21 protein-coding genes are annotated in these 15,494 nt (G+C 66.2%); 3 read left to right on the top strand and 18 right to left on the bottom strand.

Translation table 11 applies throughout. The features are described 5' to 3' along the window. Positions 1 to 27: 27 nt before the first annotated feature. A complete protein-coding gene (locus tag ACFWFP_RS29525; RefSeq protein ID WP_379300432.1) occupies positions 28 to 819 on the top strand; it encodes an aldose 1-epimerase in 792 nt (263 codons plus the stop codon). A gap of 157 nt (positions 820 to 976) precedes the next feature. Beyond that, positions 977 to 1,789 (top strand): DUF4184 family protein, encoded by an 813-nt coding sequence (locus ACFWFP_RS29520; RefSeq protein ID WP_379300430.1) that lies wholly within the window; start codon positions 977 to 979, stop codon positions 1,787 to 1,789. 30 nt (positions 1,790 to 1,819) lie between these two features. On the opposite strand, the gene ACFWFP_RS29515 is transcribed toward ACFWFP_RS29520, so the two are convergent. The 9 genes from ACFWFP_RS29515 to ACFWFP_RS29475 all read right to left on the bottom strand — a co-directional run bounded on the left by ACFWFP_RS29515 (position 1,820) and on the right by ACFWFP_RS29475 (position 9,460). Continuing rightward, positions 1,820 to 1,972, bottom strand: a complete 153-nt coding sequence (locus tag ACFWFP_RS29515; RefSeq protein WP_379300428.1) for a hypothetical protein — start codon at positions 1,970 to 1,972, stop codon at positions 1,820 to 1,822. Between the two features lie 43 nt (positions 1,973 to 2,015). Continuing rightward, on the bottom strand, positions 2,016 to 2,519 hold the full coding sequence (locus ACFWFP_RS29510; RefSeq protein ID WP_378636937.1) for an arginine repressor: 504 nt from the start codon (positions 2,517 to 2,519) through the stop codon (positions 2,016 to 2,018). Between the two features lie 34 nt (positions 2,520 to 2,553). Next, positions 2,554 to 3,486 (bottom strand): ornithine carbamoyltransferase, encoded by a 933-nt coding sequence (gene argF, locus ACFWFP_RS29505; protein ID WP_379300426.1) that lies wholly within the window; start codon positions 3,484 to 3,486, stop codon positions 2,554 to 2,556. Next, positions 3,483 to 4,685, bottom strand: coding sequence for an acetylornithine transaminase (locus tag ACFWFP_RS29500; protein WP_379300424.1), 1,203 nt, complete (start codon positions 4,683 to 4,685; stop codon positions 3,483 to 3,485). Before ACFWFP_RS29500 ends, argF begins: the two co-directional genes overlap by 4 nt. Further along, positions 4,682 to 5,596: an acetylglutamate kinase gene (argB, locus tag ACFWFP_RS29495; RefSeq protein ID WP_379300422.1), complete on the bottom strand. Its 915-nt coding sequence runs from the start codon at positions 5,594 to 5,596 to the stop codon at positions 4,682 to 4,684. Before argB ends, ACFWFP_RS29500 begins: the two co-directional genes overlap by 4 nt. After that, the gene (gene argJ / locus ACFWFP_RS29490; protein WP_379300420.1) at positions 5,593 to 6,819 is read right to left on the bottom strand and encodes a bifunctional glutamate N-acetyltransferase/amino-acid acetyltransferase ArgJ; all 1,227 of its coding nucleotides are present in this window, start codon (positions 6,817 to 6,819) and stop codon (positions 5,593 to 5,595) included. Before argJ ends, argB begins: the two co-directional genes overlap by 4 nt. Beyond that, entirely contained in the window at positions 6,816 to 7,874 is a 1,059-nt protein-coding gene (gene argC / locus ACFWFP_RS29485; RefSeq protein WP_379300418.1) for an N-acetyl-gamma-glutamyl-phosphate reductase, read from the bottom strand. The genes argJ and argC overlap by 4 nt, the downstream gene beginning before the upstream one ends. 103 nt (positions 7,875 to 7,977) lie before the next feature. Then, positions 7,978 to 9,267: a tyrosine-type recombinase/integrase gene (locus ACFWFP_RS29480; RefSeq protein WP_379300416.1), complete on the bottom strand. Its 1,290-nt coding sequence runs from the start codon at positions 9,265 to 9,267 to the stop codon at positions 7,978 to 7,980. Position 9,268: 1 nt separating this feature from the next. Further along, on the bottom strand, positions 9,269 to 9,460 hold the full coding sequence (locus ACFWFP_RS29475; RefSeq protein ID WP_379300414.1) for a helix-turn-helix transcriptional regulator: 192 nt from the start codon (positions 9,458 to 9,460) through the stop codon (positions 9,269 to 9,271). 265 nt (positions 9,461 to 9,725) lie between these two features. Between ACFWFP_RS29475 and ACFWFP_RS29470 the strand changes: the two genes are divergently transcribed. Continuing rightward, complete coding sequence (locus tag ACFWFP_RS29470) at positions 9,726 to 10,310, top strand: DUF4352 domain-containing protein (protein WP_379300412.1); 585 nt, start codon at positions 9,726 to 9,728, stop codon at positions 10,308 to 10,310. Here the strand turns inward: ACFWFP_RS29470 and ACFWFP_RS29465 are convergent. From ACFWFP_RS29465 to ACFWFP_RS29425, 9 genes are all read right to left on the bottom strand, one after another. Continuing rightward, entirely contained in the window at positions 10,307 to 10,666 is a 360-nt protein-coding gene (locus tag ACFWFP_RS29465) for a hypothetical protein (RefSeq protein ID WP_379300410.1), read from the bottom strand. The two genes, ACFWFP_RS29470 and ACFWFP_RS29465, sit on opposite strands and share 4 nt — an antisense overlap. A gap of 115 nt (positions 10,667 to 10,781) precedes the next feature. Continuing rightward, positions 10,782 to 11,618 carry a hypothetical protein gene (locus ACFWFP_RS29460; RefSeq protein ID WP_379300408.1) on the bottom strand — a complete coding sequence of 279 codons (837 nt, stop codon included), beginning with the start codon at positions 11,616 to 11,618 and terminating at the stop codon, positions 10,782 to 10,784. Positions 11,619 to 11,848: 230 nt separating this feature from the next. Beyond that, complete coding sequence (locus ACFWFP_RS29455) at positions 11,849 to 12,202, bottom strand: hypothetical protein (RefSeq protein WP_379300406.1); 354 nt, start codon at positions 12,200 to 12,202, stop codon at positions 11,849 to 11,851. A 6-nt stretch (positions 12,203 to 12,208) separates the two neighbouring features. Then, on the bottom strand, positions 12,209 to 12,517 hold the full coding sequence (locus tag ACFWFP_RS29450) for a hypothetical protein (protein WP_379300404.1): 309 nt from the start codon (positions 12,515 to 12,517) through the stop codon (positions 12,209 to 12,211). A gap of 23 nt (positions 12,518 to 12,540) precedes the next feature. Beyond that, positions 12,541 to 13,770 (bottom strand): hypothetical protein, encoded by a 1,230-nt coding sequence (locus ACFWFP_RS29445; RefSeq protein WP_379300402.1) that lies wholly within the window; start codon positions 13,768 to 13,770, stop codon positions 12,541 to 12,543. Further along, complete coding sequence (locus ACFWFP_RS29440) at positions 13,767 to 14,087, bottom strand: hypothetical protein (protein ID WP_379300400.1); 321 nt, start codon at positions 14,085 to 14,087, stop codon at positions 13,767 to 13,769. Before ACFWFP_RS29440 ends, ACFWFP_RS29445 begins: the two co-directional genes overlap by 4 nt. A 13-nt stretch (positions 14,088 to 14,100) precedes the next feature. Then, complete coding sequence (locus tag ACFWFP_RS29435) at positions 14,101 to 14,766, bottom strand: hypothetical protein (protein ID WP_379300398.1); 666 nt, start codon at positions 14,764 to 14,766, stop codon at positions 14,101 to 14,103. 24 nt (positions 14,767 to 14,790) lie between these two features. Then, positions 14,791 to 15,114: a hypothetical protein gene (locus ACFWFP_RS29430; protein WP_379300397.1), complete on the bottom strand. Its 324-nt coding sequence runs from the start codon at positions 15,112 to 15,114 to the stop codon at positions 14,791 to 14,793. Between the two features lie 3 nt (positions 15,115 to 15,117). Continuing rightward, the gene (locus tag ACFWFP_RS29425) at positions 15,118 to 15,456 is read right to left on the bottom strand and encodes a hypothetical protein (RefSeq protein ID WP_379300395.1); all 339 of its coding nucleotides are present in this window, start codon (positions 15,454 to 15,456) and stop codon (positions 15,118 to 15,120) included. Positions 15,457 to 15,494 lie beyond the last annotated feature (38 nt).

The following is a 15,494-nucleotide window of genomic DNA, read 5'->3' as shown; positions in this document are numbered from 1 at the left end:
CCGACCCACGCCGCTAGTCTGCGAGCCATGACCGACGATGTGCGGCTCGACGCAGGCTCCGCGGGTCTCACGATCGCCCCGGGCGACGGCGGCGCGATCCACAGCCTCACCGTCGACGGCACCGAGTTGCTCCGGCAAGACCCCGGAACCGGATGTTTCGTCATGGCGCCGTGGGCCGGTCGGCTCGGCAACGGTGAGCTGACCGTCGGCGACCACACGTATCAGATGCCGATCAACAATCCGCCGCACAGCATCCACGGCACCGCGCGCGACGGACGGTGGGACGTGGTGGCCGCGACGCCGGCCGAGGCGACGATCAGCCATCGCCTCGGTGCGCCGTGGCCGTTCGCGGGCGCCGTCACCCAGACGTTCACCCTCACCGACACCGGTCTCACCCTGGCGATGCGCATCGCCACCGACCACGATGCCTTCCCCGCCCAGGGCGGCTGGCATCCGTGGTTCCTGCGCGAAGTCGCGCCGGCGACCGGACCGGTGCGACTCGATTTCGACCCGGCCTGGCAGTACGAACGCGGCGACGACTACCTGCCCACCGGCCGCGAGATCGCGCCGACGCCACCGCCGTGGGACGACTGCTTCGCCATGCCGGACGGCGTCCTCGCCCGCCTCACCTGGCCCGGGTTCCTGGAACTCACCATCACCAGCCCGGTCAACGACGTGGTCGTGTGGACACTGCCGCAGCAGTCACTGTCGGTGGAGGCCCAGTCTGGCCCACCCAACGGCTTGAACACCGCACCCCGGATGGTCACGCCCGGCAACCCGCACGACGTGCTCGTCCAGTGGTCCTGGCGCCGGCTGTGACGAACGGTTCACCCAGCACCCACCGGGAGCGTGCTGGGCTCTGCTTCGTGCCGACCGCTGGTCAACGCGGCCGAATGCAGGCCGTGCCGCATCCGGCCGACACCACTACCTCCCGGTGACCGAGTAGCCGAGCACCGCAACCGATTACGGTGATCGCGTGCCGATCACGTTCGCCCACCCGGTTGCGGTGCTCCCCTTCGCTCGGCATCTTCCGCTTGCCGCCCTTGTCGCCGGGTCCATCGCCCCTGATGTCGCCTATTATCTGCCGATTTCCCTGTCCGGCAGCGCAACCCACTCCGTGGCCGGGGTCCTGTGGTGGGACCTGCTGATCGGCCTCGCACTGCTCGTCGTCTTCCGCCTCTCGGCTGGCCCCGCCACCGCGCTTCTCCCGTTGTCGCTGCCCTCGTCCCGTGCTTCCCGACCGCGCGGACTCGACGTGATACCGACAGTCATCGCGGTGCTGCTCGGTGCGGCGACGCACGTGATCTGGGATTCCTTCACCCAGACAGCGGGTTTCGCTGTGCAGCACTGGGATCTGTTGCGGACGTCGGTCATCGAGCCGCACAAGACCTACAACGTCCTCGGCTACGTCTCCTCTCTCGCGGGAACGGCGACCCTCGCCTACCTGCTGGTGCGCCGCGCCCGCCGCACCACCGTCACTGCCACCTGGATGCGCGGGGCCGTCACCGTCGTCTTGCTCGCCGCACCCGTGATCGGTGCCGTGCTCGCGGTCGACGATCCGGTCGCCCGGGCCAGTACCTACGACTTGATCCGGCACATGATCGTCGGCGCGGTGCGCGCGACGGCCGGTGCCTGGGCGATCTACGCCGCGCTCTGGCATATCCGCGCCGGACGCGTACGCTCATCGCGGCGAGTGAGTGCTGCGGAAGGTGAGCGCGACCAGGAAGGTCGAGGCGGCGATGACGGCGAAGGCCGCGGTCATGCCACCGACCAGGACGTGGTTCGGTGAACCGCCTGCCTCACGCGGTGCCGAAGATCCTCACCGGCTCGGGTCCGAAACGAGCCAGCAGCCCGGGATCAGGCGGATCATCACGAACATCAGCACCGCCGTCGGCAGGAACGCGAAACCTGTTGCCAGCGAGCCCATCCCCAGCACGCGGCGCGGGCTGCCGAGCCGCGCCCAACTCCGCACCGCTGCTCACCGACGTAGCGCTCGTGGGCCTGCGCGTCCAGCGCTAGGCCAGGCCTTCGATCTTCGCCGCCAGTTCGGCGCCGGTGAGTGGTTCGCGGGCGATGACAGCGATGGTGTCGTCACCGGCGATGGTGCCGACGATGTAGGGCAGGGCCGCGCGATCGAGGGCGCTGGCCAGGAAATGGGCGGCGCCGGGCGGGGTGCGCAGGACGGCGAGATTGCCGCTGGCGTCGGTGGAGACGAGCAGGTCACCGAGGAGTTTGGACAGGCGGCCGGTGCCGCCGGTGACGCCACGCACGGGGCTGCCGTCCTCGGGGACGATGTAGACGCCGGCGCCGCCGTCGGCCGCGCGCAGTTTCACCGCGCCGAGTTCGTCGAGGTCACGCGACAGGGTGGCCTGGGTGGTCTCGATCCCCTCGGCCGACAGCAGCGCGGCGAGTTCGGTCTGACTGCGGACCGAATGCGAGGTCAGCAGTTCGATGATGCGCGACTGGCGGCCGGCGCGGGTCCGGGCGATCGCGGGCGAGCCCTTCTCGGGCGCGCTCATCGCCCGGCCCCCACGCCGGCCCCGGTTCGCGGTCTCACGCGGCGGCTTTCGCGAGCAGCCACACCAGCAGCGCCTTCTGGGCGTGCAGGCGGTTCTCGGCTTCGTCCCAGACCACGCTGTGTTCGCCGTCGAGCACCTCGTCGGTGATCTCCTCGCCGCGGTGCGCCGGAAGACAGTGCAGCACGATCGCTTCCGCAGCGGCGTGGGCGAGCAGCTCGGTATTGAGCTGGAACGGACGGAACGGGCCGACGCGGTCGAGACCGTCGTTCTCCTGTCCCATGGAGGTCCAGGTGTCGGTGACGAGCACATCCGCGCCGGTCGCGCCGACCACCGGGTCGCCCGTGACCGACACGGTCGCACCGGTTTCCGCGGCGCGCTTGGCGGCGGCGTCCAGGATCCACGGCAGCGGTTCGAAACCGGCGGGCGCGGCCACGGTCACGTTCATTCCGGCGGTCACTCCACCCAGCAGCAGCGAGTGCGCCATGTTGTTGGCACCGTCACCGAAGTAGGTGAGGTTCAGTCCCGCGAGTGCCCCCTTGCGCTCGCTGATCGTCTGCAGATCGGCGAGCACCTGGCAGGGGTGGAATTCGTTGGACAGCGCGTTCACCACGGGAACCGTTGCGGTGACGGCCATCTCGTCGAGGCGGGACTGTTCGAAGGTCCGCCACACGATGGCGTCGACGTAGCGCGAGAGCACGCTGCCGGTGTCGCCGAGGGTTTCCTCACGACCCAACTGGGTGTCGCGGCCGTCGACGACCACCGCGTGGCCGCCGAGCTGCGCGATGCCGAGCTCGAACGAGAAGCGGGTGCGGGTGGAGTTCTTCTCGAAGATCACGCCGACCCCGCGCGGGCCGTCCAGCGGCCGGTGCAGGAACGGGTCCTTCTTCAAGTCGGCGGCGATGGCGAGGATTTCGGCCTGTTCGGCCTGGGTCACATCGTCGTCGCGCAAGAAATGACGCAGGGTCACTTGGTCGCTCCCTTAGCATCGGCGGCGGCCTTGTCGAGGATCTCGGGCAGGTCGGCGACGAAATTGTCGGCCTGGGTTTCGGTGAGCACCAGGGGCGGCGCCAACCGGATCACATCGGGCTTGGCGGGGTTCACCAGGTAGCCGGCCTCGCGCGCCCGTTCGTCGACATAGGCGGAGATGCCGTTCTTCAGCACGATGCCGATGAGCAGACCCGCACCACGCACGTGGTCGATCTCGGGATGCTCGAGCAACGCGATGCCGTCGCTGAGCTTCTTGCCCACCCACTCCACGTGGGTCAGCAGGTTGTCGGAGTCGATCGTGCGCAGCACGGCCAGAGCCGCCGCGGCACACACGGGATTGCCGCCGAAGGTGGTGCCGTGCAGACCCGGCGTGAGCAGTTCGGCGGCGCGACCCTGGGCCAGCACGGCACCGATCGGCAGGCCACCGCCGAGACCCTTGGCCAGGGTGATCGCGTCGGGCACGATGCCCGCCGCCTGGTGCGCGAAAAATGTTCCGGTGCGGCCGATTCCGGTCTGCACCTCATCGAGGATCAGCAGCGCCCCGGCCCGCGAGGTGATCTCCCGCGCCTTGGCGAGGTAGTCGAACGGCGGGACGACCACACCGCTCTCCCCCATCATCGGCTCGAGGAAGACCGCGGCGGTGTCGGAATCGACCACGGCTTCGAGCGCGGCGGCGTCACCGTAGGGCACGTGCACGACGCCGGGCGGCATCGGCTCGAACGGCGTGCGTTTGGCGGGCTGACCGGTGAGGGCCAGCGCGCCCATGGTGCGTCCGTGGAACGCCTCCTCGGCGGCGACGATCTTGGACCGCCCGGTGAGCCGCGCGATCTTGAACGCGGCCTCGTTGGCCTCGGTGCCGGAGTTGCAGAAGAACGCCTTGCCCTCACCGTCGCCGAAGTGGGCCAGCAGCTTCTCGGCCAGCTCGATCACGGGCTCGTTGACGTACAGGTTCGACACGTGGCCGAGCGTGCCCAGTTGCTGGGTGACCGCCTCCAGGATGGCGGGGTGGGCGTGGCCGAGGCTGTTGACCGCGATACCGCCGAGGAAGTCGATATAGCGCTTACCGTCGGCGTCGTAGAGCACCGCACCGGCGCCGCGCACCAGCGCGACCTTCGGGATGCCGTAGTTGTCCATCATCGCGGCCGACCACCGCTGCTGCAGCTTCTCTACTTCGCTCATGATTGCGTTCCATCCGGCGACCCGGCGGGGGTCACCATGGTTCCGATTCCTTCTCCGGTGAACAGCTCCAGTAGTACCGAATGCGGCACGCGGCCGTCGATCACGTGGGCACTGGGGACCCCGCCGAGCACGGCGCGCAAGCACGCTTCCATCTTCGGCACCATGCCCGCATCCAGGCGCGGCAGCAACTTCGCCAACGCGTCGGCGTCGATCTGACTGGTCAGCGAGGAGCGGTCCGGCCAGTCGGTGTAGAGGCCCTCGACGTCGGTGAGCACCACGAGCTTCTCCGCGCCGATGCCCTCGGCCAGTGCGGCGGCGGCGGTGTCGGCGTTGATGTTGTGCACCACGCCGTCGGCGTCGGGGGCGATGGTGGAGACCACCGGGATGCGGCCCGCGTCGATCAGGTCGAGCACGGCGCCGGGGTTGACCTCGGTGACATCGCCGACCAGGCCGATGTCGGTGGCGACGCCTTCGACGGCGACGGTGCGCCGGGTGGCGGTGAACAGGTGCGCGTCCTCGCCGGAGATGCCGACCGCGTACGGGCCGTGCGCGTTGATCAGCCCGACGAGTTCACGACCCACCTGACCGAACAGCACCATCCGCACCACGTCCATCACCTCGGGGGTGGTGACGCGGAACCCGCCGCGGAATTCGCCTGCCATACCGAGCCTTGTCAGCATGGCGTTGATCTGCGGGCCACCACCGTGCACGACCACCGGATGCACGCCGACGGTGCGCAGGAACGCCATGTCGGCGGCGAAGGCGGCCTTGAGTTCGTCGTCGATCATGGCGTTGCCGCCGTACTTCACGACCACGATCTTGTCGCGGAACTTCTGCAGCCACGGCAGCGCGTCGGCGAGCACGTGCGCTTTGTCCAGCGCCGACAGAGTGTGCACCACACTGCCGCTCATGAGCTGTACGCCGAGTTCTCTTCGACGTAGGCGTGCGAGAGGTCGGTGGTACGCACCATCGCGGTGCCCTCGCCCACGTGGAGCTCGATCAGGACGTCGACGTCTTCGCCGGACAGGTCGACCTCGCGGGCGCCGGGCGCGCCGACACTGTCGACGCAGACCGGATTGCCGTTGAACGACACCGCGATCCGGTTCGGATCGAGGGTCACCGGCGCGATGCCGACGGCGGCGAGCACGCGACCCCAATTCGGGTCGGAGCCGAACAGCGCGGTCTTGACCAGACTGTCGCGGGCGACCGCGCGGGCGACGGTCAGCGCCTCGTCCTCGGAGGCCGCGCCGGTGACGGTGACCTGGACCCGCTTGGTGACGCCCTCGGCGTCGGCCATCAGCTGGGCGGCCAGGTCGTCACACACGGTGAACACCGCGGCGTCGAGATCCTCCTGCGCGGGCGCGACGCCGCTGGCGCCGTTGGCCAGCAGCAGCACCGTGTCGTTGGTGGAGCAGGAGCCGTCGACATCGAGCCGGTCGAAGGTGTACTTCGTGGCCTTGCGCAGCGCGGAGTCGAGCTGCTCGGGCGTGGCGACGGCGTCGGTGGTGAGCACGACGAGCATGGTGGCCAGCGAGGGCGCGAGCATGCCCGCGCCCTTGGCCATGCCGCCGACATTCCACTTGTCCTCGCTGTGGAACGCCGACTCCTTCGGCACCGTGTCGGTGGTCATGATGGCGTGGGCGGCATCGGAGCCACCCGACATGCCGCCGCCCATCTCGTGCACGATCTCGGTGATCGCCGGGATGAGCTTGTCCATCGGCAGGCGGTCACCGATGAGACCGGTGGAGCAGACCGCGATCTCGCCCGCGCCGGTCTCGGTGCCCCAATTACTCAGTGCCGCGGCGAGTTCCTCGGCGGTCTTGTGCGTGTCCTGGAAACCGCCGTGGCCGGTGCAGGCGTTCGCGCCGCCGGAGTTCAGGATCACCGCGCGCACGTGACCGGCCTTCAGTACCTGCTGCGACCAGAGCACCGGCGCGGCCTTGACCTGGTTGCTGGTGAAGACACCGGCCGCCGAGTACTCGGGGCCCTCGTTGAGCACCAGCGCGAGGTCCGGCTTGCCGCTGGCCTTGATACCGGCCGCGATGCCCGCCGCGCGGAAACCCAGTGGCGCGGTGATGCCCTGGGTGTGAATCAGTTTGCCGTGGTCCGGGGTCTGCGGATCAGGGGTCGTCACGGTGCCACTCCTACGGTGGAAAGTCCTGCGGTCTCGTCGAATCCGACGGCCAGATTCATCGATTGCACCGCGGCGCCCGCGGTGCCCTTGGTCAAGTTGTCGATCGCGCCGATCACCACGAGCAGACCCGCGTCGGCGTCGACGGTGACCTGCAGGGTGATGGCGTTGGAGCCGAGCACCGAACCGGTCTGCGGCAGTACGCCTTCGGGTAGCAGGTGCACGAAAGGTTCTTCGGCGTAGGCCTTCTCGTAGACGGCGCGGGCCTGCGCGGCGTCGACCTTCACCGGGGCGGTGCAGGTGGCGAGGATGCCACGCGGCATCGGCGCCAGCACCGGGGTGAACGACACCGAGACATCCACGCCGCCCGCAGCTTTCAGGTTCTGCGCGATCTCAGGAGTGTGACGGTGCGCGCCCGCGACGCTGTAGGCCCGCACGCTGCCCATCACCTCGGAACCGAGCAGACCGACATCGAGTTTGCGACCCGCGCCCGAAGTGCCGCTCACTGCAACGACATTCACGGCGGGCTCGATGATCCCGGCGGCGATCGCCGGGGCCAGCGCCACACTGGACACGGTCGGGTAGCAGCCGGGCACGGCGATCCGCCGGGCGCCGGTGAGCTCGGCCCGCCCACCGGGCAGCTCGGGCAGGCCATAGGGCCAGCTGCCCGCATGGGGGCTGCCGTAATACCGCTCCCAGGCGGCGGCGTCGGTGAGCCGGTAGTCCGCGCCGCAGTCGATGATGACGGTCTCGTCGGGCAGGGCGGCCGCGATGGCGCCGGACTGGCCGTGCGGGAGGCCGAGGAACACGATGTCGTGACCGGCCAGGACCTCGGGAGTGGTCTCCTCGAGAATCCGGTCCGCCAGGGGCAGCAGATGCGGCTGCAGCGCGCCCAGTGCGGTACCCGCGTTGGAACCGGCGGTCAGCGCCCCGATCTCGAGGCGCCCCGCTCGGTATTCGGGATGACCGAGCAGTAGACGCAACACTTCGCCACCGGCGTATCCACTCGCACCGGCAACCGCCACCCGCAACACGGGTCCTCCCGACGAATCAACCATGTGATGATTATGCACGACTATGCAAGCTCATTCATCGGCAACCCGACAACACCCCTCGAATCCGAGGAAACCCCAGCTCAAAGCACCCAACCGCAAAACGCGGTTACTCCACCTCTGCCGACCCATCGTCAACAATTTCGAACTCAGGCCGTGCCGGGGCCGTACCAGCGCTATCGGGATCGAAGTACATGTCCGTGGCCCACCGCGAACGCGGAGCCGACGACGGCAGCAGATGCGTGTACGTATTCAACGTAATCGACGGGTCCTCATGACCCAACGCATCGCCCAGTTCCTTCACTGACACGCTCCCGGCTAACTGCTGGCTAGCGTACACGTGCCGCAACGCATGCACCCCGTCCAACTGCCGCCGCTGCTCCAACCCCGCCGCCTCGAACGCCTTCGCCCACGGACCCTCCAAGAACCGGCTCGCATACCACGGCTCATCGTCCGGACGAACAATCGACAACCGCACCGTCGTCGCATCCCCGTCCAGCGTGTCCCACGGAAGCGTCACCGAAACAGGCGGGAACTGCTCCACATGCTGGTCGATGCGCCGCAACTGCCACTTCGACAACGGCACCTGCCGCGTCTTACTCCCCTTCGGCAACGCGAACACCGTGCCACCGGTCAGCCGCTTGGTCTGCCGCGCCACCGACAGCATCATCGCCCGCCGATCAACATCGTCCGGCGAGAACCCCAAGATCTCCCCCAACCGCATACCGGACGCTGCCCCCATCGGAACAACCAGACGCAACCGTTCATCCAACCCAGCCTCGACCGCGTTCAAGCGTTCGCGCGCCCACGGTATGTAGAGCGTCTTCGGCAGCTTCGGACGTGGCGCGTTCTTCGCCTTGCACGGGTTCTCCAAGATCAGCCGTTCCGCCATCGCGAACGCGAAAATACTCGACAACGCACTGAATGCCTGCAGCCGGTACGACGGGCTCAGCGGTCGCCCACCCCACGTCCGCGCTCCCATCCATTCCGACCAATCCACAACCGCTTCCAAACGGGCAGCCGACTCGATGCTGCAGTCCTCGAAGAACGCGTCCAAGCAGTTACCGATGACAGACTCTTGCGCCGCCCGCGATCGCGCCAGAGACGAGGTTGTACGCAACCAAGCTTTCGACACCTCAGGGAACAGCTTCTGCCCCGCCTTCGGGTCGACGTACTTGCGGTCCAGGATCGAGTTGTCGATGTAGGTCTGGAACTCCTCGGCGAGCTTCTTCTTCCCGTCCGGGAAGCTCTTCGACTTCTCCCGCTTCGACCCCGGAGGAATCCACACGACCTTGTACCGCATGCCCTTGCCGAAGTCGGGCTTCTTGAACCGGATCTTCTTCTTCGGGTTATCCGGATCGGGCTCCTCGCCCCACCACTGGTCCTTGATGTGGCTCATGTCAGGCGGCCTCTTCGTGCGAGTCGAGCCAGAGCTCGACGGTCTTGGGTCGCCACCGCAGCGACTTGCCGACCTTGATCGCGCGCGGACCGAGGCCGGACTTGCGCCACTCGTAGATCGTGTCCTTCGGCACCCCGAGGTAGTCGGCGAGAACGTCGATGCTCCACAGGCGTTCAGCCGAGAGAGTCGACACGGTAGCCGTGGGTTTTGTAGGTGTTGATGCGGCGTTCCTGGGCATTGATACCCCTTCCGTAGGTGTTTGTCGTGCTACACCGTAGTATGTACGCTACGTCGTAACACAGTCAATGCCTCGGGAAAGGCAACTCAACGAGAGCCACCCGTCTACCGTCGACCAGGAAGACAGGGCAGCAGTCGCGCGCCGAAAGGTAGCTTGAGCGCCGCTCGCCCCCGTAAGCTGTGCGTTCCATCGTGACTAACGAACGCCAGCAGGGGGCGACGTGACCGGGCCAACGCCACACCAAGGACAGCAGTACCCGCCCCCGCCCGGATACCAGCCGAGGCCACATCCAAGCCGGCCCAATCCCCCCAAGCGGAATCAAACAGTAACCACCCTCGCGATCATCTTTGCTGGCCTAGCGATCTGTGGGATCCTCGCCGTTGTTGCAATCGCGGGGAACAAGTCGTCATCGGATGGCACATCCGACACGATCGCCGAGACCTACGCCAACCCACCAACAGGCAACAGCGGAGACCTCGAATTTCAGATTCTCCGTGTGACGACCGGCCAACGCGAGCCAGGGTTCGACACCGCCGGTGGACAATTCGTTTCGGTTACCGTCAAGGTGACAAACATCGGCAAGTCAGCCGCCAGTTTCGACCCAGAGGATCCGTACCTCATCGACGCGCAGGATCGGCGGTATAGCGCTGACGGCAGTCGCAGGTCGATCGAGTTGAATCCCGGCAGGTCGGTCACGAGCGACATTGCGTACGCCGTACCGGTCGGCATCACGCCAACCATGTTCTCCGCATCCGCCGGCTGGGGCGTCCCATTCGTTCGGATCTCGCTGCCGCCACAGGGCTAGCACAGCGGGATGTCGATCGCGCATTCCCAGGCGTCGGCACGGCGCACCCAGTACCCAGGTGTCGGTGGGGCGAGGAACACTTCGGCGCCCGCGCCGCGTAACGCGGCGAGTTCGTCTTCACTGATGCCAGGGTGAGGCCACACCTCGACTCGACCAGGTGTCGGGACGACGAGGTGACCAACCTCTTTCCACCAGCGCCAGCCGGAGTCGACCCGGTAGACGACGCGCCCGGTCGGGGGTCGCATGGTGACGCCGAGGACGTCGAGGAGAGCGAGTTCGCCAGTGTGGATGTCGTGGACATCGAATCGCTCCCACCTCACGGTCGGTGACACCTCCACTCGCTTATTCGAACTCATGTTCGAATACTAGCGGGTGTTTGCTGAGGATGCACCCATCTATCGTGGCGTGTGCCGGAGACGACAAAGCAGCCCCCAACCTCGAAAGGTCGGGGGCTGTTTTGTACTGAATCGTTCAGTTCAGGCTGCGCACGTATGTGCCGGTGCCGGTGGATACGTTCGCCTTGAACGAACTGTTTGCCCAAGGCCCGGTGTCGAGGACCTGGACGGTGATCAGGTCTCCACTTGCCACATCGGTCGTCACAGTCACCACCGACGGCGACGTGGTTACGGGTGTTCCCGCGGTGCCGACGAGTGTGCCGTTCTTCATGATCCGCGCCGAGACGGTGTGGTTGTTGCCTGAGCCCGGCACCCACTGCACGCGTGCGGTGAGCGTTTTGCCGGTGCCTGAGCCGTTGACGACGAGGGCGCTGCCCGAGATGGTCGAGCCGGGGTAGCCGGTGGTGTCGGCGGTGAACCCGGTGATCTGGGCCATCGCGTTGGTGATCGCCTGGGTGGTGCCCGACTTGTTCATGCCGGACTCGGTGAACGCTGTTGCGGCAGCCGCTACGGTGCCCGCCCCGGAGAACGGTGCGGTCGACGATGCAACCACCGATGCAGCGAGTGCACCTGCAGCCGTGAATGGTGCAGCAGCGGTCCCGTAGGTGGTGCTGGAAAGCCCTGCTGTTGCTGTGAACTGCGCGAGGGCGGTCGGGACCGCGGTGGCCGCGAGTTGGCCTTCGCCTTCCAGCAGGCCGATGGCTTGGCTGGTCGGGATCAGCAGCTCGCCGACAGCGGTGAACGCTGCCGTCGGTGCAGCAGCCTGGACACCGGACAGTGCAGCTATAGCGGTGAACTGAGCAAGGGTCGACGGCACCGCGGTTGCGCCCAGAGTGCCGGTAGTGGAGCTGACGGCACCCAAACGGTCGGTAGGAAAGACGAACACACCCTCGGCGGTGAAGACCGCGGTCAACGTTGGTGCGCTTCCAGCTCCGAGCGCCCCAGCCGTCGCGAACGCCGCTGTTGTCGACGGAACCGCAGACGCAGCAAGTGTGCCAACGGCGGTGGATGTGGCGATGGGTGGCGGCACGTACATCCCGGACGGCAGTCGCGCCCTGGTCCCCGTCGGGAGTGCCCCGATGGTGGTGCTGGTGCCGGGGGTGGCCGCGACCCATCGTGATCCGGTGGGTAGCGGGGCCGACATCAGCTCACCGAGAAGGAGGGGGTGACCTTGATGGTGCCCGCGCTACCGAGGGTGATCGACGGGGCGAGCGCGCACTTGTCGTAGAAGGTGCCCGACGTGCTCGCAGACCACAGGCCCGCGTACGAGAAGCTGCCAGACGGGGCGTTGAACGTGAGCTCGGCCATCGTCAGCGCGCCACCGGAACCCGAGGACCAGGTGCCCTGGACGCGAGCGTAGGAACCACCGGAGGCTTCGGAGGTGCCCGTGGTGCCGGGGTCGCCGGTGTGCAGGGACACCCACACGGTGGAGGCGCCGGAAAGGGTTTTGTAGGCGTCGGCCAACACTTGGCGTGTGGCGGCTACAGCAATTGCCATTGTGTATCAGTCCTGTCGGGCCACTTGGCCCCGGTACCAGCAGAAGTCCTTACCGTCCGAGTAGTGGACGTAGATTCGGAAAGTCGCTGGGATGGTGATGGTGTCGGACACTTCGGAATGGATCAGCCAGGTCACCCAATAGGTGGTGACAGTGGCGTTCCAGGTCGCGAGAACCGTGTTGGCTGGGTCGTAGATGACGATTTCGCAGGTCGTGCCCGCGGGGATGAAACTGCCGGAGGGGACGTCGATTTGGTGATGGAAGTCTTGCCCGGTAACCAGCAGTAGGGTTTCGATTTGGGGTTCGTTGCCGAGCATTCGGCGCCCTCCAAAAGTGGGAATCAGATTCCGACGCCGGAATAGATCCGAATGTCGTTGAATGCGGCGGAATCACTGCCGTCGCGGCGCACACGCAAACCCGCGTACTGGTTGGTGGCGGGGACAACGTTATGGACGTTGCCTGCGTAGAGTTTCGGGACGCCGTTGACCTCGAACCACATGATTTCGGCGTACACGTACAGTGCGATGGTGTCGCCGTTGGCGATAGTGACGGCTCCGTCTTGAAAATCGGTGAAGCTAGGGGTTCCGTTGACGGAGCTGCTCATTCGGCCGAGATACACGTGGTTCGACCGGAAGTTCGCGACCAGCGCTTGTGTGCCTGCGGAGTTGCAGCAGGCGATCAGTGAGCCGTCCATGAGGTCGGTGACGTTGGAAACGACGGCCTCGACACGTACCTGGCCGTTCAGGTTGGTGACGTCGCGGATCAAGCCGACGCTGTTGGTTGCGGTGCCTGTGTGCGCCCATTTCCCGGAGACAAGTCCTGCGTCGGTCCCGAGTTGGGTCCACCCGTTGCCGACCGTTCCGTCATCTCTGTCGAAGTCGTCGTAGAAGATCGACGACCACACCGTCTTCGGCGGGACTGTGCCGGGGCGGTCGAAGGAGTGGACCCATCTAATCCAAACGTTGCAGTAGGAGCGGTTGATCAAGCGGATGCAGCGGCGGCCTGGCCCGAGGGCGTAGTCGGGGGAAACCATCGAGGACCCGACGTAATAGCCGTTCAGCCAAATCCTCATATACTCATCGTTTTCAACCCACACGCGCAGCGTCAGCGTCTGACCGGTGAATCCAGTTGGTGTGGACCACTGTTTTGAACGCGAAACGAATTCCGAGAACATACTGTCAGCCTCGGTGTACCAAACCGTCTGGCCACCAGCCACCGGATTATGCCGAAACACCACCATCGGCGCATGCAGATAGGTGGACTCGACATTCACCCACGTATTGGTGAAGGCGACCAGGAAGTTCTGAGTATCCAAACCCTCAACCGGGTACCAAAACTCCATTTCGAAACCCCAGTTAGGGGTGAACGGCATCCATTCGAAGCTAGGTCCGCGGCCGTCTGAGTTCACGACCTGCTCAGTGACGACAAGCTCTTCGATATCGTTGATGTAGGATTCGCCGCCGCCGAGGTGTTTCCACGGATGCTGCAAGGGGTTCTCTGGAGGGCGCTGAAAAGAGTCACGCCAACCCGCCCACGCCAAAGGCAGATTGCGGCGGATCAGGAAGCTCATTCGGGTTCGAAGGCTCCCGAGATCGTGCCACCGTGGTCGGCGAGGAACGCGCGAATCCCGGCCAATGCCAACCGGTTACCGCGAAGGCCGAGTCGGTCGTCCGGCGACAGGTGAACTCGCAACGCATCGGGATCATTGTTGAAGCGGGCGATCGCACGGTCGATAGCCTCTATCGCCTGATCATCCGGAGTCATATCGAACAAGCCATCGAGCGACTCGACGCCGAATGCGGCGGCCCACAACGCTTCACGGTAGGGCTGGATTTGCGGCGCACTCTCGATAGTTCGCGTAGCGCCGATAAGGTGAAATTGCTTCATGCTCATTCTCGCTTTACGGCTTTGGGGTGAAGACGCCGGCGACCGCGATCTGAAGGACCTGCGGTGCAACGGATCCGGTGATGGTCGGGACCGTGTAGAAGAAGCGCTCTTTGTCTTGGACCTGGACTTCGAGCAGCGGGATGTTGTATCGGGTGACGTTCGCGCCGATAGTCGCGGTGGTGTATAGCGACGAAGCGGTGCCGGTGGCGTTCCACTTTTTGCACTCGACCTGCATGCCAGCGGGTTGGCTGATCAGCGCGATGTGAACGTCGGTGAGGAACGCGTCTTGGTCGTCAGGCACGTTCAGCACGGGGCCGAGGAGGAGTTCGTTGCCGCCGAGGACCACCGCGGCGGAAGCGACAACGCACTCGATGATCCAGAACGAGGAGTTCAGGTATGCCTTGTCGGCGATGTCGACGGCGTTAGCAGCCGCATTCGCCGCGGCTTCGGAAGCGTTGACGGCTTCGTCTGCGTGGCCGTCGACGATCTGGATGGCGTCGTATGCGCCGTCGATGCGTGACTTGACTTGGACGTTGTGCTCGGTCTGAGCGTCCCCGAACGCGCCGAGCACGCCAGACTTCATCGAGGCTTTGGCGTCGTCGGCGGTTGCGGTTTGTAGTGGTCGGAAGTCGCCCGGCTGATTCGCGCCTCCGGGTGTGGGTTCGCTGGGGGCTGTCACCAGACATCACCCCCCTTCGGCTATTCAGATGTCGTTGGAGATTTCGGGCGGGATCGGCGGTGGCGGCGGTGCGGGGACATGCAGCTGGATGAAGGCCAGGAGGTCTCGGACGTAGTCGACGAGGATGTCGATCCGGCGGACGTCGAGGTAGTGCTGCTTGGTGTCCTCGAGGTGCTGGGCCTCGAGGACGGTCACGCGATCGCGGAGGCTGCCCAGCTCGGCAAGGATTGGCGCGAGAACAGCTTCGAAATCCTTGCGCTGCGAGTCGAGCGTGCGTGACTTCGGTGCGACGAAGCCGAGCAGAATGCCGAGTACCGCCGTCACCGCGGGGATGATGACGGGCCACATGGTTTACAGCGCTGGGGTCTTGGCTGCGGCGACACCGAGTCCGAGAGCGGTCGCGACAACGGCCACGATCGCGGAGACTTGGGAATCAGTAGCGACGCCGTAGGTGATCAGGACCGGCTGGGCGACACCGAGGATGCCGTACAGCCAGGTGCGCCAGGTCGCGGTGGAGTTGGCGCCGGCGACACCGAAGCCGAGGACGGCCGCGGCGACGGAGCCCCACAGGGCTGCGTTGGAGTCGTTGAGCAGGCCCAAGGTGACGAGCAGGACCTGCACGGGCGCGAGGAGCGCGTACAGGCGCCCGCGGGCCTCGGCGGAGAGGTCGCGGAGAGTGTCGAAGGACATGGGATACCTCGTTAGGTAGTCGAGATGGGGCACCGCAC

The sequence above is a fragment of the Nocardia sp. NPDC060249 genome (assembly GCF_042728755.1).
Taxonomy (GTDB): domain Bacteria; phylum Actinomycetota; class Actinomycetes; order Mycobacteriales; family Mycobacteriaceae; genus Nocardia.
The sequence above is the reverse complement of the archived record's forward strand: the minus strand, read 5'-3'. Positions and strand labels throughout refer to the sequence as shown.

Coding starts and splice junctions, on each gene's coding strand:
- ACFWFP_RS29430 (WP_379300397.1), bottom strand. CDS start 15,114: ATGTGGCCCGTCATCATCCCCGCGGTGACGGCGGTACTCGGCATTCTG.
- ACFWFP_RS29480 (WP_379300416.1), bottom strand. CDS start 9,267: ATGAGCCACATCAAGGACCAGTGGTGGGGCGAGGAGCCCGATCCGGAT.
- ACFWFP_RS29500 (WP_379300424.1), bottom strand. CDS start 4,685: ATGAGCGAAGTAGAGAAGCTGCAGCAGCGGTGGTCGGCCGCGATGATG.
- ACFWFP_RS29525 (WP_379300432.1), top strand. CDS start 28: ATGACCGACGATGTGCGGCTCGACGCAGGCTCCGCGGGTCTCACGATC.
- argB (WP_379300422.1), bottom strand. CDS start 5,596: ATGAGCGGCAGTGTGGTGCACACTCTGTCGGCGCTGGACAAAGCGCAC.
- ACFWFP_RS29465 (WP_379300410.1), bottom strand. CDS start 10,666: ATGAGTTCGAATAAGCGAGTGGAGGTGTCACCGACCGTGAGGTGGGAG.
- ACFWFP_RS29510 (WP_378636937.1), bottom strand. CDS start 2,519: ATGAGCGCGCCCGAGAAGGGCTCGCCCGCGATCGCCCGGACCCGCGCC.
- ACFWFP_RS29440 (WP_379300400.1), bottom strand. CDS start 14,087: ATGAAGCAATTTCACCTTATCGGCGCTACGCGAACTATCGAGAGTGCG.
- ACFWFP_RS29425 (WP_379300395.1), bottom strand. CDS start 15,456: ATGTCCTTCGACACTCTCCGCGACCTCTCCGCCGAGGCCCGCGGGCGC.
- ACFWFP_RS29450 (WP_379300404.1), bottom strand. CDS start 12,517: ATGCTCGGCAACGAACCCCAAATCGAAACCCTACTGCTGGTTACCGGG.
- ACFWFP_RS29455 (WP_379300406.1), bottom strand. CDS start 12,202: ATGGCAATTGCTGTAGCCGCCACACGCCAAGTGTTGGCCGACGCCTAC.
- ACFWFP_RS29445 (WP_379300402.1), bottom strand. CDS start 13,770: ATGAGCTTCCTGATCCGCCGCAATCTGCCTTTGGCGTGGGCGGGTTGG.
- argC (WP_379300418.1), bottom strand. CDS start 7,874: ATGGTTGATTCGTCGGGAGGACCCGTGTTGCGGGTGGCGGTTGCCGGT.